9 protein-coding genes are annotated in these 16053 nt (G+C 66.6%); 1 reads left to right on the top strand and 8 read right to left on the bottom strand.

Going from position 1 to position 16053, the window contains the following annotated elements; genetic code table 11:
* Positions 1 to 10: 10 nt before the first annotated feature.
* Positions 11 to 2083: a hypothetical protein gene (locus IP92_RS30380; protein WP_229418639.1), complete on the bottom strand. Its 2073-nt coding sequence runs from the start codon at positions 2081 to 2083 to the stop codon at positions 11 to 13.
* A 116-nt stretch (positions 2084 to 2199) separates the two neighbouring features.
* Between IP92_RS30380 and IP92_RS05305 the strand changes: the two genes are divergently transcribed.
* Positions 2200 to 3930, top strand: a complete 1731-nt coding sequence (locus IP92_RS05305; RefSeq protein ID WP_158644358.1) for a pectinesterase family protein — start codon at positions 2200 to 2202, stop codon at positions 3928 to 3930.
* 69 nt (positions 3931 to 3999) lie between these two features.
* Here the strand turns inward: IP92_RS05305 and IP92_RS05300 are convergent, their stop codons facing one another.
* The 7 genes from IP92_RS05300 to IP92_RS05270 all read right to left on the bottom strand — a co-directional run bounded on the left by IP92_RS05300 (position 4000) and on the right by IP92_RS05270 (position 15979).
* Positions 4000 to 7065, bottom strand: coding sequence for a TonB-dependent receptor (locus tag IP92_RS05300; protein WP_145873500.1), 3066 nt, complete (start codon positions 7063 to 7065; stop codon positions 4000 to 4002).
* 553 nt (positions 7066 to 7618) lie between these two features.
* Complete coding sequence (locus tag IP92_RS05295) at positions 7619 to 8005, bottom strand: cupin domain-containing protein (protein ID WP_145873499.1); 387 nt, start codon at positions 8003 to 8005, stop codon at positions 7619 to 7621.
* 66 nt (positions 8006 to 8071) lie between these two features.
* Positions 8072 to 9178 (bottom strand): branched-chain amino acid aminotransferase, encoded by a 1107-nt coding sequence (locus IP92_RS05290; protein WP_145873498.1) that lies wholly within the window; start codon positions 9176 to 9178, stop codon positions 8072 to 8074.
* Between the two features lie 193 nt (positions 9179 to 9371).
* Entirely contained in the window at positions 9372 to 10637 is a 1266-nt protein-coding gene (locus tag IP92_RS05285; RefSeq protein ID WP_145873497.1) for a DUF2264 domain-containing protein, read from the bottom strand.
* A gap of 1 nt (position 10638) precedes the next feature.
* Entirely contained in the window at positions 10639 to 11796 is a 1158-nt protein-coding gene (locus IP92_RS05280; RefSeq protein WP_145873496.1) for a glycoside hydrolase family 88/105 protein, read from the bottom strand.
* Complete coding sequence (locus tag IP92_RS05275; protein ID WP_199271906.1) at positions 11793 to 13097, bottom strand: BNR repeat-containing protein; 1305 nt, start codon at positions 13095 to 13097, stop codon at positions 11793 to 11795. Before IP92_RS05275 ends, IP92_RS05280 begins: the two co-directional genes overlap by 4 nt.
* Positions 13094 to 15979: a TonB-dependent receptor gene (locus IP92_RS05270; RefSeq protein WP_145873495.1), complete on the bottom strand. Its 2886-nt coding sequence runs from the start codon at positions 15977 to 15979 to the stop codon at positions 13094 to 13096. The genes IP92_RS05275 and IP92_RS05270 overlap by 4 nt, the downstream gene beginning before the upstream one ends.
* Positions 15980 to 16053 lie beyond the last annotated feature (74 nt).

Genomic DNA, 16053 nt, shown 5'->3' with positions numbered 1-16053 from the left:
CGGACGTCGGCTATTTGCGGCCGCGGGCGTTCTCCAGTAGCTGACGGAACGCCGTGAAGATCTTGCGCATCGCCGGTTTCTTGTACGGGTACAGCGCCTCGTCGTCCATCGCGTGGACGATCATCGCGTTGTCGACCTCGAACACGAGCAGCCTGCCGTCCGGCGTTTCGGCGCAATCCATGCCGACGTAAGGCAGGCCGATGCGGCGGTCGATCTCGGCCAGCGCGGCCTGGTGGCGCTGGGCGAACGTCGCGTCGAAGCGCGCCATCGCGTCAGCTTCGAGGTCACGCTTCGCTGCGCTTTCGGCCATGCCCGCGTTCAGGTAGTGGACCATCCAGTGCTCGGAACTGGCGAAGTGCGCCAGGTACGGCCGGCCTTCGATCAGCACGACGCGGTACTTGCCGAACAAGCCGTTGGCGCCGCGGTAGTCGACGAAGCGCGACAGGTAGAAGCGTTCGGCCGGCACCCGCTGCAGGTAGGCCGCCAGGTCGGCCGGCGTATCGATCTTGTCGAGGTCATGGCCCGCGTGCGACCCGAGCGGCCGGACGATCAGCGGAAACGCGCCGTCCGGCAGCAGGTGGCGCAGCGTGTCCGGCGCGGCGGCCAGCCCTTCGACCTGGGCACGTGCCAGCCGCACCGTCTGCGGCATCTCGACACCGGCAATGCCGGCCAGCGCATTGCACACGCCGTCGCGCGACAGCACGGCGATCCGCTCCGGGCCGTTGATCACGGGCCGCGGCCAGCCGGCGATCCATTCGGACAGCCGCGCCAGCAGCGGTTGATTGGCATCGTTCTCGCCCATGCATACCATCATCACGTCGTGGTCCGGCACCACGTCCGGCCATGGCGCGTCCGCCGTCACGTACAGCATCTCCAGCGTCACGTCGCCATCCTCGACGAGGAACTCGATCGGCGTGTTCGCCATCAGGTCGCCCAGGCCCATGATCACGAGCAGGCGCAGCATCTCGCCCTGCCTGGCCGCCAGCGTGTAGTGCGGGCGGATGCGCACGGCTTCGGCCTGCACGTTCATCGCCACGTCGCGATCGCCCGTCAGCTGCAACGCCGTCGAGAAATCGAGGAAGGCATTGGCATCCTGGCCGTCGCTTTCCGCACGCGCCAGCAGCGCCTGCGCCACCGGTGCCATATCCTGTTTCTGGAACGCGCGGCGCATCAGCGGTGCCACGCCGACCAGCGGCGCGAACGGCAGCGCGGCCGCGGCCACCAGCGGGTCCGGCTCGTGCGCGACGTCGGGAATGAAGCGCTTGAGCAGCGCCAGCTTGGCCGCCAGGCGCGGCGTATCCCAGCGCGGCACGTGCTCCTGTGCCGCATCGCCCGCATACACCCGCACGACGTGCGGCCGCCCGGCCAGCACCGTGTGGGCGTACAGCGCGAACGCCTCGGCGAAGTCCTCGACCGGGCCGCGGCTGCCGTACGGCGTGATGAAGCCCGCATCGGGCAGCGCGCGCCATGCGGCCGCGGCATCGTCGCCGGCTTGCTGGAAGAAGCCGTCGAGCGGCACCACCGCATTGTTTTCGATCCGCCACGACAGCGGCAGGAACGTGTACTCGCCCTCCGCGTTATCCGTCCACCAGTCGGGCACGAAGCGGCGTCCGGCCGCCAGCACCCGGCCCGCTTCGTACAACAGCAGCAGGCGCAAGGCGTTGGCGCGGGTGTCCTGGTCGTCGCCTTCGACGCGTACCTCGATCAGCGACGGCCACGATGGAAACGCGGCGCTGGCGCGCATCGACGCCCAGGCATTCGCGGTGACGTTCGCCAGCGCGTCCACGTCGACCAGCGTGACGATGCCCAGGAAGTCGCCTTCCGGCGTGACGACGAGGTCCGTGCGCGCTTCGGCGCCGAGCTCCCGGACGCAGTAGACGCCAAGCCAGGTGCCGTGCAGCCGGGCCAGCACGGCGGGCGGCAGGTCGCGCAGGGCCTGGCCCAGGTCCGCGTCGAACGCGCTGTCGTCACAGGGCTGCGCCTGCGCGGCCGTCGCCAGGTGGCCTGGCGCGGCGCCGTGGCGGCGTTCCGGTGCTTGCTGTATCGCTTCGGTCCAGAAGCCGAGTTCCAAACTGGTGATCATGTCGGGTCGCTGAGGTGATCGGGACCCCAGTATACGACGGATGATCGCGACCTTGAGCGCAACTGGGCCGGTGCGCGCTCTACAATGGCCGGAACGACGACACGATGAGGAACCCCATGCACCCGATCCGCCCGCTGCTGGCCCTGGCCTGCGCAGCCTGCCTGCACCCCGCCGCCGCGCTCGAGCTGCTGCCGCGCCCCGGCGCGACGGACGTCAATCCCGATACGCCGCTGCGGCTCGTCTTCGAGTCGGCGCCGCGGCCCGGCACGCGCGGCCAGATCCGTATCTACGAGGCGGGTACGGACCGCCTCGTCGACACGCTCGATCTGGCCATCCCGGCCGGCCCGACGGAGCGAAGAACGGCGCCGCGCGCGCCCTACCTCGCCCAGCCGTATCCATACGGCGGCCCGCGCCGCACCAATGCCGACACGCCGGCCGGCACGCCGACACCCGGTGTCGAGCCGCCACCCGTCAACCTTCCGGGGCAATACCAGCTGACGATCATCGGCGGTTTCACGGAAGGCTTCCATTTCTACCCGCTGCTCGTGCGCGGCAATACGGCACTGGTGACGCCGCATCACAACCTGCTCGGCTACGGCAAGACGTATTACGTGCAGGTCGACCCGAGCGTGCTGGAAGGCGAAGGGTTCGGTGGCATCGCCGGGCAGCACTGGCGCTTCACGACGAAGGCACGCGGTCCGGCCGCCGACGCCACGCTCGTCACCGTCGATGCGCACGGCAACGGCGACTTCTCGACCGTGCAGGGTGCGCTCGACCACGTGCCGGACGCGCCGCGCCAGCGCACGACGATCTTCGTGCGCAACGGCGACTACGAGGAGATCGTCTACTTCCGCAACAAGCGCGATCTCACCATCGCCGGCGAGGAGCGCGACAAGGTGCGCATTCACTACGCGAACAACGAGGTGTTCAACCCGCACCCACTGAACGTCGCGACCAACGAGCTGCCCGGCACGTTCCCGTCGCGCCGCGCCGCATTCATGGCCGACAATGTGCGCGACGTCGCGCTGGTGAACCTGACGATTGCCACCGATGCGAAAGGCCAGGCCGAGGGCCTGCTGGTCAACGGCGAGCGCACGATCGTCGCGCACGTGACGGTGGCAGGTTCCGGCGACGCGTTGCAGACCAACGGCAGCGCGTTCTTCACGGACTTCCGGCTGACGGGCGACGGCGACACGATCCTCGGCCGCGGTCCCGCCTACTTCGAACGCTGCCACATCGACTCGAAAGGCGCGTTCATGTGGGTACGCAATACAGCAGCCAACCACGGCAACGTGTTCGTCGGCTGCCGCTTCACAGGCCGCGACGGCACGCCCGAACTGGCGCGGCTGCCGGACAACAAGGGCAGGAACTACCCGGATGCGGAAGCGGTGCTGATCGACGCGGTGCTCGAGAACGTGAGCCCGGCCGGCTGGGCCGACATCGGCGACGGCGCCACCCACGTGAAGTTCTGGGAGTTCAACAGCCGCGCGGCGGACGGCCAGCCGGTCGACACCCGCGCCCGCCATCCCCGCTCGCGCCAGCTCGATGCGGTGCGCGATGCGGCGTTGATCGCGTCCTACCGCGACCCGGCCTTCGTGCTGGGCGGCTGGCAGCCGGCGCTGGCGCCGATCATCCTCACGCAACCGCTTGCGACCCGCACGGGTGCCGGCACAACGCTGACGGTGCGCGCGGCCGGCGTGCCCGCCCCCACCTACCGCTGGTACCGCGACGGCAAGCCCGTTGCGGGCGACGGCGCCACGCTGGCGCTACGCACACCGGGCCGCTACACGGTGGAAGTGGCCAATGACAAGGGGCGCCTCGTCAGCGCCCCCGTGCAAATCGATTAGCGAGGAAAATTGCCCGGAAAATGGGGACAGCCCCCATTTGCCGGGCAAGTTACTACGCCCTGCCGCGCATCAGAACTTCATGCGCAGGCCGAGAGCGAAGGTGCGGCCCGGTTCGTACTGCGACATCGTCGCGTTGGCGAACTGGAAGTAGCCGCTGCGCTTGGCCTTGTTCAGGTTCACGATGTCGAACGTCAGCATCGGCAGGCCGTCGCGGTCGAAGATGCGATCCAGTTCGAAGCTCGACGAGAAGTCCAGCTGCTTGTAATCGCGGCCGTACAGCGCGGCGGCGGTGATGCCGCTCTGGTTGGCCGTGGCGACCTGGCTGCCTTCCGAGTACGTGTGCATGAAGCGGAACATGTAGCCGTGGTTCTCGTAGTAGACGGACAGGTTGTTCGTCTTCTTCGGCACGCCCAGCGCGATGAAGCCCGAGGAGCCTTCGCCGCTGGCCTTCTGGTTGATCAGCGTGAGCGTTTCGTTGAAGCCGAAGCCGCGCCACGGCAGGATCTTGTCGAGCGGCTGCACCCAGCCCAGCTCCAGGCCGCGGATGCGCAGGATGCCGTCGGCGTTGCGCGGGCGGGTCATCACGACGGTGGCGTTTTCCGGGCCGCCGCGAGAATCGATCGCCTGCTGCTGCGCCGGGATCAACGTGTTGTAGTTGATGCCGTACGGTGCCAGCGCGGAGAACGGCATCGAGATGTTCTCGTTCACCGTGAAGCCGTTGATGCGCTTCTGGAAGCCGGTCAGCGAGATGTAGCCTTCGCGGCCCGTGTACCAGTCGAGGCCCAGGTCGATGTTATCCGACAGATAGGGCTTCAGGCTCGGATTGCCCATCGTGCCGACGTCCGCCGACACGCCCGAGAAGTTGATGCCGGGGCGCAGGTCGTTCGGGTTCACGCGCGTCATGCTGCGCGATGCGGCGGCGCGGAACACGAGGTCCTTGCGCAGGTCCAGCGCCATCGTCGCCGACGGCAGCGTGTTGCTGTAGTCCGTGTCCTGGTACACCCACTCGCTGACGTTCGGGTACTTGCTGCCGTTCAGCGTCAGGTTGCCGTTGCGCGGGTCCGGCTGCGAGTTCAGCGAACCGACCATCTGCTCGGTGCGCACGTAACGCACGCCGGCATTCCAGCGCATGTTGAAACCGGCGGGCTGTAGTTCGCCGTTCGCCTCGAGATACACCGCCTTCGCCTTCTCGCGGATGTAGCCCGCCGAAGCGCCCGTGGACGAGGCGCCGGAATCCGGAGCTGTGCCGTTGAAGTAGTCGTAGTTCGACGCCTGGCGGAAGCGATCCCAGTCCAGTGCCAGGCGGCCGTACGGGCCGGGCACGAGGAAGCCTTGCAGCGCGGAGTTCGTGATCAGCGAGCCCTGGTAAGTCAGCGGCGTGGTCTGGCCGGCCGTGTAGCCCGTGCCGTAGCCCGGATACAGCGCGGTGGCCGAAGCGCCCGGCGTGCTGGCGCCGTTGCATGGCGGTGCGCCGTTCGGGCCTTGCAGGAAGACGTTCGGGTTGTTGCCGCAGACGGCGGCCTGCCATGCGGCCGAATTGTCCTGCGCGCGGATGCGGCGGTTGATGTCGTCCCACGCGAAGCCGCCCTTGATCGTCAGCGCCTTGTCGCCCCACGCCAGGTTGGTGTGGAAGCCCTTGGTCTTCGTCTCGCGCAGCTCGTTCTGGATGTTGACGCGGCCGCCGATCCACTGGTAGTTGGCCGGATCGTTCAAGTCCATGTTCGACACGATCGACGGCACGCCGCCATCGTTCGCGTAGGTGATCGTGTTGCCGCTGTTCGGCGCCGTGATCGGCATGACGGTCGGCGCTTCGTGCGTGAAGCGGCTGCGGTTCCAGTTGCCGGCCACGTCGAGCGTCAGCTTCGGCGTGATCTTCCATTCGGCGCCCGGGTTGAAGCCCAGCAGGTCGACCTTGTCGCGGCGCGGGCCGAACTCGATGAAGTTCAGCGCGTTCGCGAACGTGCCGCCGGTGACGACGCAGCCGGCGGCGCAGTCGGTGCGGTCGACCGTCATGTTCAGCGGGATCGACGCATTGTTCCGCACCGCCCACGTGTAGGCGTTGCGCTGCATGTCGTCATCCTTCTTGCTGTACATCGTGTCCAGGTAGAAGTGCAGGTTCTCGGTCGGGCGGTACTCGGCGGCGACGACGGCGGAGATCTTGTCCTTGGTGCCGTAGTACTCCATCGTGCGGCCCAGGCGCGGCACGATCGCGTTGTCGATCTGGTCGATCGTCAGGCCCGGGTTATGCGACAGCAGGAAGGCCTGGTCGATCGCGGTGCCCGGCACGAGGCCGTTGCCGGCACCTGCGGGCACGGTGGCGGGGATCGTCCAGTTGCCGCCGCCGGTCGCGTTGCGGCCCGCGGAGGAGCTTTGCGCGGCCGTCAGGTTCGGGTTGGTCCAGCCGACGGTCTCGAAGCCGGTGGTGCGGGCCTGCTGGCGCGAGAACGAGATGCCGCCCAGGAGACCGTACTTGCCGCCCCACGTATTGCTGCCGACGACATTGCCGCGGAAGCCGGCCTTGTCGGCGATCTGCTGCTTGGTGCCGGTGAGGCCGACGGACAGCTGGCGGCCTTCCTTGTCGAACGGGCGCGCGCTGCGCAGGTTGACGACGCCGGCGGCGCCCCCTTCGATCTGGCCCGCCGTCGGGCTCTTGCTGACGGTGAGCTTCGTGAACAGGTCGGTCGGCAGCAGGTCGAGGTCGACCTCGCGGTTCGTGTTGGCACCGTCGATCGGGCCGGACGACGCCACGGCGATCGGCGAGTTGTTCAGCAGGATCTTCGTGAACGACGAACCGAGGCCGCGAATCTGGATCGTCATGCCCTCGCCCGTCACGTCACGGGACACCTGCACGCCGGGCACGCGGGAGAGCGACTCGGCGATGTTCTTGTCCGGGAACTTGCCGAAGTCTTCGGCGTTGATGGAATCCTGGAAGCCGACGGCTTCTTTCTTGTCCTTGGCTGACGACAGCAGGCTGTTGCGGTAACCCGTCACCTGGACGGTCTGCATGCTCTGGTCGGCGGCGGGAGCGGAATTGGTGGCGGTGGTGGCTTCCTGGGCGTAGGCCTGGGCGATCAGGCTCGCCATTGCGGTCAAACCCAGCGCGACGCGCCGGCCGGCGGTCGTTCGATGTGTCATGGTTGTCTCCTGTTTTTATCAGCACTGCCGTGCTTCTGTTGCTTATAGGTAGCACAGCGGAATCGAGTGTAGAAGTCACACGATACAAAGTCAACATTTTTTAACATGCTTTGTTAAGCGCTACCATTTGCGCAACAGCCCGGTAACTCAGGCCCTCGGGCCCTCTGTTGGCGCGGCTTTCAACTGGTCAGGCCAATACGATATGCGCAACCATTTGGTAGCGCATATCAATTGCTCATATACAAATATCTATGTGACCCGACAATCTTTCCTAAATTCGGGGACTGTCCCTCATTTCAGGAAATGTTTCCCAATTCGAGGGACAGTCCCTCGTTGTTAAGCGACCAGCTCATCCATTCCTCCACGTGAGGCCCCCAGAGGGAGGCCGCGGCAGGCGATGGCGAAATCGTCCGGTTTACGCAACAGGGGACTGTCCCTCGATTCAAGAAATATTTCCAAAATCGAGGGACAGTCCCCTGTTGTTTAGCGACCAGCTGGACAACAAAAAAGGCAGCCGAAGCTGCCTTGCTGGTTCGCGGGTTGCGAAAGTGGATCAGTGGTGGCCGTGCGCGGCCTCGTAGGCGTCGGCTTCCGCCTTGTCCTTGTGGATCGTGCCGTCCGGGTGCTCCGGCGGGGTGTACAAGGTGTACAGCTTCAGCGGCGCGGTGCCCGTGTTGATCACGTTGTGGTGCGTGCCGGCCGGGATGACGACGGCCACGCCATCCGCCAGCGCGTGTTCTTCGCCGTCGAGGATCGCCTTGCCCTCGCCTTCTTCGACGCGGATGAACTGGTCGGTGTCGTCATGCTTTTCCGCGCCGATCTCTTCGCCGGCCTGCAGGGTCATCACGACGAGCTGGCTGCGCGGCGTCGTGAACAGCACTTCGCGGAAGTACTCGTTGGACAGGGTTTTCTCTTCGAGGTTGATGCTGAAACCGGACATGCTTGCTCCTTCTGGGTTACTGATCTTGTTGTTTGCCGTGGCGGCCGACGCTGCGCCGGCCCGCGCTCATGCGAGCGGTACCTGGTGCAGCCAGCCGTGCGTATCCGGCGCCGTCCCGCGCTGGATGCCCAGCAGCGCATCGCGCAGCGCCATCGCGACGGGACCGTTCTCATTGTTGTTGACGACCTGTTCGAAGCCGCGGCCCTTGATCAGGCCCACCGGGGTGATGACGGCGGCCGTGCCGCAGGCGAACACTTCGCTGATCGCGCCGGACTGGATGTCGCGCAGCACGTCGCTCAACGGCAGGCGGCGTTCCTCGCCCTTGTAGCCCAGGTCCGCGGCCAGCGACAGCAACGTCAGGCGCGTGATACCCGGCAGCAGCGTGCCGGTCAGCGCCGGCGTGACGATGACCGGCTCGCCGCCGTCGCGGTAGACGAAGAACAGGTTCATGCCGCCCATCTCTTCGATCAGCTCGCGCTGGATCGCATCCAGCCAGATCACCTGGTCGCAGCCATGGTCCTTCGCCTCGGCCTGCGCCAGCAGGCTGGCCGCGTAGTTGCCGGCGCATTTCGCCTCGCCCGTGCCGCCGGGCGCGGCGCGCACGTATTCCTTGCTGGCCCACACGCTGACGGGCTTCAGGCCCTGCGGGAAGTACTCGCCGGCCGGCGATGCGATGATCAGGAACAGGTATTCGTCGGACGGCCGCACGCCCAGGAACGGGTCGGTGGCGATCATGAACGGCCGCAGGTACAGGCTTTCGCCGGAACCGGACGGCACCCACGCCTGGTCGAGCGCGACCAGCGCCTCGGCCGCGCCGATGAACACATCCTGCGGAATCGCCGGCATCGCCAGGCGATGCGCGCTGCGGTTGAAGCGCTCCCAGTTGGCCTCGGGGCGGAACAGGCTGACGGAGCCGTCCGGCTGGCGGTAGGCCTTGAAGCCTTCGAAGATCGCTTGGCCGTAATGCAGCACGGAGGCGGACGGATCGAGCGACAGCGGGCCGTAGGGCTTCACCTCGGCATCCTGCCACTTGCCATCGCGGTAGCTGACCACGGCCATGTGGTCGGTGAAGACGCGGCCGAACTGAATGGCCTTCAGCTTCTGCTCGCGCTCGGCGGCTGGCAGCGGGTTGGTCGACGGGGTGATTTTAAAGAGGGATGCGGGGGAAGCCATGTCAGTCTGATGCGGAGTTAAACGTAGGCAAAGTGTACCATCCCTGCCCCGCACACCGCTGGCGGCGGACGGCTGAGCTTGTGTCACTGGTGCCTGGCACCAGTGACACAAGCTCAGCAGTTGAGCCTCTGTGTTACCGGTGCCTGGCCGCTGAGGCCATGGCCTCAGCGTACGCGAGCTCATCCATTCATCCTCAGTAATTCACCGGATAATCCTTTGCAAACTTCGCGCCGCCAAACGCCTTCTTCTGCGTCCAGTCCTGCGCGGGCGCCGTCCAGAAGCTGTCCGTGGCCGGCAACCCCAGCGCCAGCAGCCCGGCTGACGCGATATACATGCTGCCGTTGTTGGAATACCAGTCGCCCAGCTCCGGCTGGTGGCCCATGAAGCCGATCGTCAGGTAGCCTTCCGGCGTGAAGTTCGACGGGGCTGTCCAGATCGCGCGGTGCGCCGCGTCCAATGCCGCGCGCACTTGCCCTTCCGGCAGCGATGGCGGCAGCTGCTTGCGCCATGCGAGCAGCGCCAGCGGCTGGAACGCGGCCGTGCGGTACGTCAGCGAGCGGCCGATCGGCGGCCATGTGCCCTGCGGCGAGATGAAGCGCTCCAGGTGCTCGCCATAGCGCTGCATCCGCTTGTAGCCCTGCGCCAGCAGCTCGTCCGGCTTGCCGTTCCAGAACGGTGCCTTGTGCCGCGCCAGCACTTCCAGGATCTCGACCAGCATCGGGTACATCACGTACGACGAGTAGTAATCGAAGTGGAACGCCTCGCCATCCTTGATCCAACCGTCGCCCACGTACCACTCGTTGATCTTGCGGATCGCGACGTTCATCCGCATCGGGTCGTATTCCTCACCGATCGACAGCAGGAACGCCTCGTTCATCGCGGCAAACAGCAGCCAGTTGATGTACGGCGGCTCGATGCGCCGCAGGCTCTTGATCTCGGCGACGATGCGCCGCTTCGTCGTCGCATCAAGCGGTTCCCACAACGCCTGCGGCGCGCGCATCAGCGCATTCGTGAAGTACGCCGAATCGACCAGCGTCTGGCCAGGCCCTTTCCACAGCAGGTAGTCCGGGCTCTTCGGATCGACCGAGTGCACATAGCTTTGCAGCGCCTGTTCGCGCAAGCGCTTGCGGGCCTTGCCCTCGTCGCTCGCATCGTCGGGCAACGCCAGCCACGGCGCGATGCCGGCAATGAGCCGGCCGAAGCATTCCAGGTAGGCGACGCCCTTGTCGCGGCCATCCCACGTGGGGCTTACCTCGAGCTGGAAGGTTTTCTTCAGCTTGCCCTGCGCCATATTGAACAGCACCGGCTCGGCCATCTTCCGCAAGAGGCCGAGCTGGAACGCCCGCGCATCGGCCGATGCGGCCGGCGTGGCATCCGCCGCCAGCGCTTCGCCGGCGCCGCCCAGCATCGCCGCACCGGGTGCCGCGGCCAGAGTGCGGATGAAGTGTCGTCGTTGCATGTCAGTTCCCCTTGTCGCGATTGTCTATGAGGCGCACCATCTCGGCGGCCGCCAGCAGGAACGCGCCGACGCCGAAGTGCGCCGTCGAATCGCGGTCCACCACCTGGCCGGGAATGGCCCGGTCGCCGATCGGCTGCACATAACCGATGCGGCCGTCCGGCTGCACCGCCACCGTCGTCAGGTAGTGCCAGCCCTTGCGCGCCACGGGCAGGTACTCGTTCTTGTCCAGCAGCCCGTGGTTGATGCCCCACAGGTAGCCGTACGTGAAGAACGCCGTGCCGCTCGTCTCCGGCCCCGGCGCGTGGGCCGGGTCGAGCAGGCTGCGCGTCCAGTAGCCGTCCGCATGCTGGACGCGCTTCAGGGTCGCCGCCATGTCCCGGAACACCTGCTCGTACTCGGCGCGGTGCGGGTCGTTGGCCGGCAGGTCTTCCAGCACGCGCGGCAGCGCCGCGAACACCCAGCCGTCGCCCCGCGACCAGAAGTCCTTCTTGCCGTTGACGCTCTGGTGCGCCGGGTAGACGTAGCGCGCGTCCCGATAGAACAGCTTCTCGTCCTCGTCGTACATGATCTTGCGGGCGTGGGCAAAGTAGTCGTGCATCTTCGCCAGGTACTTCGGATCCTGCGTGATGCTGTACAGCCGCGTCATCACGGGCATGCCCATGTACAGCCCGTCCGACCACCACCAGTAATCGTTATTGGGGGTGCTCATCTGGTATTCCATCACCTCGCGGGCACGCGCGATCTTCTTCGGGTCCGGTGCCAGCTTGTACAAGTCCGCATACACCTGGAAGCACGTCTGCCAGTCGCCGAACATCACGTGCTCGGGCGTCTCGCCATACGTGTACTTCCATTGCGACTTGTCGGTCGACGTCGCGCCCATCCAGCGGTTGTGCTCCGCCCAGTCCAGCGTATAGCGCAGGTAAGCGTCGTTGCGGGTGATCTTCCACGCTTCCAGATTGCCCGTGTGGTACGTGGCCACGTTCCAGAACGGCCATTCCTGTGCCGGCGTATGTTGTTGCCAGTAGCCGTTCACCTTGTCGATCGCGGCGATCACGCCGGCGCGGCTCTCTCCGCTGTCCGCCTGCCGCTGCGTGGCGCAACCGCCCAACGCCAGCGCGACGGCCAGCAGCGTGCCGCGCACCATGAATTCACGTCTCATTCGTTCCACTCCTTCGGTTGGTATTCCAGCACGCGCACCATCGTCGGGCCACCACCGGCAAGCCCTTCGCCATCGGCCTGGCGCACCTGCTGCACGAACAGGTGCAGCTCGCCCGCCTGGCGCCAGCGCACCGGATCGAGATTCGGTTCCCACGCGCCCACGCTGTCGTCCGTCAGGTCGCGCAACGTCCAGCTGCCGCGCGCGATGTCGACGTCGGCCACCGATACTTTCGCGCCGCGCTCCGCGTCGCGAAACAGCAGCAGCGCATGGCGCCCGGCCGCATCGACGACCAGCTGCGGCCGCGCCACCGGAATCGCCTTCGTGCCCTGGCCGGACAGCGAGAACGGCGTGCTGCGCCAGTCCAGGTCCAGCGTGCGCCAGCCGGCGTCAAGCCGGTAGACGATCCGGTACTGCGGCACCGCTTGCCCCGCGGCGCGCCAGTAGGTGGCGATGTAGGGCCGGCCGGCGCCGTCGGCGGCCATCGCCGTCTGGTTGATCAATTCGCTGCGTTGCGGCACGCACGCCGCCACTTCCGCCGTGCTTTCCACGATCGGCAGCGCCAGCTTGCGGCCCGTGCTGTCTTCCCACGTCACGCCGCCATCGCGCGAGCGCGCATACGCGACGTCGTGGTTGCTGGCCACGTCGGGCGACTCGCGCCACGTCCACGACAGGTGCAGGGTGCCGGCCGCGTCGACGACGGCCTGCCAGTACGCATTGCGCCGCCCTTCCCCGCCGATCAGGTTGTCGTGCAGCCGCGTCCACCGGCCCGTGCCCGGGTCGTAGCGGTTGACGACGAGGTTGCCGCGGCCCGAGCCGCCGTCGCGGTACAGGAACAGCATCGCGCCGCCCGGCAGCGGATGGAACTCGGGATACGTGACGGAGCCTTCGTCGCGGCCCGTCATCGGCTCTTCAGCGCCCAGCGTGAGGGCATGGGGCGCGGTACCGCGTGCATAGCGCAGCGGCCCGTTGTGGTGGTCCCACGCCACGTGCAGCACGCCGCGCGCATCGATGCCGAGGCTGATGCTGTTGTGCGCGTCCCGCACATTGCCCCGGTACGGCGTGCGCTCCAGCCGCCACGCCGTGGTGCCCAGCGTGCGCCGGCCCAGCACGACGCGTCCGTCGCCATCGTAGAACGCGATGAACTGCAGCGCGCCGTCGCTGACGAGGGCGTGGCGGCGGAACACCACCGTGTTGACGGAGTTGTCCGCCCACCCCGGCGCCACGTCCACGGTGCGCACATCATGCGCGCAGCCCGCCAGGGCGGCGGACAGCGCCAGCAAAGCCAGACGACTCCCGATCACAGCTTGCCGCGGATGCCGATCTTGATGGTGCGGCCGTCGTACTTGGCGTAGTCCATCCGCGTCTTCTTGCCGCTGCCGTACACGCCGTTCGCATCCTCGAAGTAATCGTAGGACAGCGTGTTGGACAGGTTCAGCGCATCGATCCGCAGTTCCAGCTTGTCGCTGATCTTGTAGCTGATGTTGCCGTCCAGGTAGCCGCGGGCGGCACGCCAGCGGATCAGGTCATCGCCGTTGTTCTTCGGATTGTCGCCATGCAGCGAGCGGCCCTTGTAGTTCCACGACAGCCGCACGGCCAGCGGGCCGTTCTCGTAGTAGCCCGTGGTGCTGTAGGCATACTTCGGCACCGAGTTGACCTCGATCTTCTTGCCGCCCGTCGTGATCCATTCGGCGCTGTTGAACGGATCGATGTGCGTGAAGCTGGCCAGCGCGCCGAAGCCCTTGAACGGGTCGGGCAGGAAGTCGAACGCCTGCTGGTACGCCAGCTCATAGCCTTTCAGCACCTGCTTGCCCGCGTTCGTGTAGCTGCGCAAGGTCATCGGCAGGTTCGGGTCGACGTGGCCGGCGCCGTCCTGGAAGATCGGGCCCAGTGCCGTATCCGGCAGGCCCAGCGCGCCGAACGTCGTCTGCGACGTGTTGGCCACCGTCGCATCGGTCAGCGTCTTGCGGAAGTACGCGGCGGACAGCAGGCTGCCCGGCTTGAAGTACCACTCCAGGCTCGTGTCGAAGTTCTTCGACTGCTGCGGCTTCAGGTTCGGGTTGCCGGACGTGGCCGTGTTGTCGAACTGGTTCGGGATCACCGTCTGCGCCGCGATGATGCCCAGCGACGCGCGCGAGATCGTCTTGCCCCACGACGCGCGCCACATCAGCGAGTCCGTCACGTCCAGCGCGGCCGACACGGCCGGCAGCACATTGCTGTACTTGCCCTGCTCCTGGTTCGGCGCATACGTGAGGTTGTTGCCCGCCTGCTTGAAGTTGTCGATGTACGTCTTCGTTTCCGAATAGCGCACGCCGGCGTTCATGCGCAGCTCGCGGCCCAGCACCTCGCCCTTGAAGTCCGACTGCACATAGGCCGTGCTGACCTTCTCCTCGGCCTTGAAGCTCTGCGCCGGCGTGAATGCGCTGTTCGGGTTGTACTCGAGCGGGTTGAACGTGGCGTACGTGTAGTTGCGGTCGAACGTGCCCCACGCGTTCGGCCAGCCGCCGCCCATGTCCAGGTTGGAGATCGGCAGGTTCGACGTCATGCCGCCGCGCAGGCCGGCGTTGCCCAGCTGGTTCAGCTTCGCGGTGGCCAGCGACGTGCCGTTGCGCTTGTCGATGCCCTTCGTCGTCTCGACGTACGAGAAGCCCGTCTTCATGTGGCCCGTCCAGCCGCCCGGCAGGTCGTAGTCCCAGTCCGCCGATGCGCGCGCCTGGCGGCCCTTGTCGGTTTCCTTGGTCCAGCCGGTGCCGATCTGGAAGCCGGAGAAGTTGTTCGGGTCCGTGTAGCTCGTCGGCGACGACAGCGACGGGTACACGTGGTCGTCGCCGTAATCGATCGTCGACGTGATGCCGAAGATCTGGCCCGACAGCGTGCTTTGGTACGACAGCGCGCTGCTGTTGTTGGCGCTGGCCTGGGCATTGAACGTCAGCCGGTCGCTGGCCTTGAACTGCAGGTTCAGCGCGCCGTAGCCGAATTCCGTCTGGTCGTTGCTGTACGTGGTGCCGCTGCTGTACGACGTGTTCGCGAACGTGCCCGTCAACAGGTTCGTCGCGGGATCGATGTGCACGTTGACGGGAACGAGGCCGTTGTTGCCCGTCTGCCCCGCCGGCGCATTGCGGTTCGTCGTCTTGCTGTTGCGGATCAGGATACCGAAGTACATCTCGTCGCGCTCGTTCTTCAGCTTCGAATACAAGGTATCGAAGCTGACGTTCAGGCGGCCGCTCTTGTACTGCAGCGACGACACGAGGCCGTCACGCGTACGGTCGTTTTTCGAGCCGTAGAAGCGGTAGATGCGCGGCAGCAGTGCGCGGTCGATCTGGTCGCGCGTGTAGCCGGACAGGTTGGCGCGCGGGTCGTCGTAATCCAGTGCGACGGCGAAGTTGCCCTTGACGGGGTTCTGGCTGCCGTTGAACGAGCTGTTGTAGCCGCCCGTCGCCTCGAAGCCGGAGCGGTTGTTCACGCTGCCCGAATGCGAGCCGCCGATCAGGAAGCCCCAGTTGCCCCACGTGTTCGAATACAGCGCGAAGCCGGCCGGATCGGTGTGCTCGGACATCGTGTTGTATGCCGCCGTCACGCCATAGCGTATCGCCCGCTTCGGATTGTCGAACGGGCGCGGCGTCTGCAGGTCGACGATGCCGCCCAGGCCCCCTTCCGTCAGTTCGGCCAGCGGCGACTTGTAGAAGTCCACGCGGCCGAACAGCTCGGACGCGAACACGTCGTAGTTGAAGCCGCGCGCCGCGCTGCCGATCGTGCTGGTCGACGTGGTGTTGACGGGCGCGCCGTTCAAGGTCGTCACCGAGTATTCGGTCGGCAGGCCGCGGATCGAGATGCGCTGGCCTTCGGCCGAACTTTCGTCACGGTTCAGGATCACGCCCGGCACGCGCTGCAGCGATTCGGCCACGTTCGCCTCGGGGAACTTGCCGATGTCCTCGGCCACGATCGAGTCGCGCACGCCGATCGCCTGCTGCTTCAGGTTCAGCGCCTTCTGCAGGCTGGAACGGAAGCCCGTGACGACGACGGTGTTGACGGGCGCGCTGTCGGCGGCGCCGCTGGCGGGCGCCGTCGCGTCGGTGGATTGCGCGGGCGCCGGTGCGGCTGCGCCGGCTTCCTGGGCACGGGCCTGCGGTGCATAAGCGGCAGCCAGCGCAACCGGCAGCAGCGCGGCGAGGATCTTCTTGTTCATCGGTGTCTCCCTATTGAATTCGTATAGTGGTCGGCGCACGGGTCCGACGCTCCCGTGATGTGGTCACGTTACCA

This window comes from Pseudoduganella flava (assembly GCF_007830495.1).
GTDB lineage: Bacteria > Pseudomonadota > Gammaproteobacteria > Burkholderiales > Burkholderiaceae_D > Rugamonas > Rugamonas flava.
Note: the sequence above shows the minus strand (reverse complement) of the source record. Positions and strands in the feature narration are given on the sequence as shown.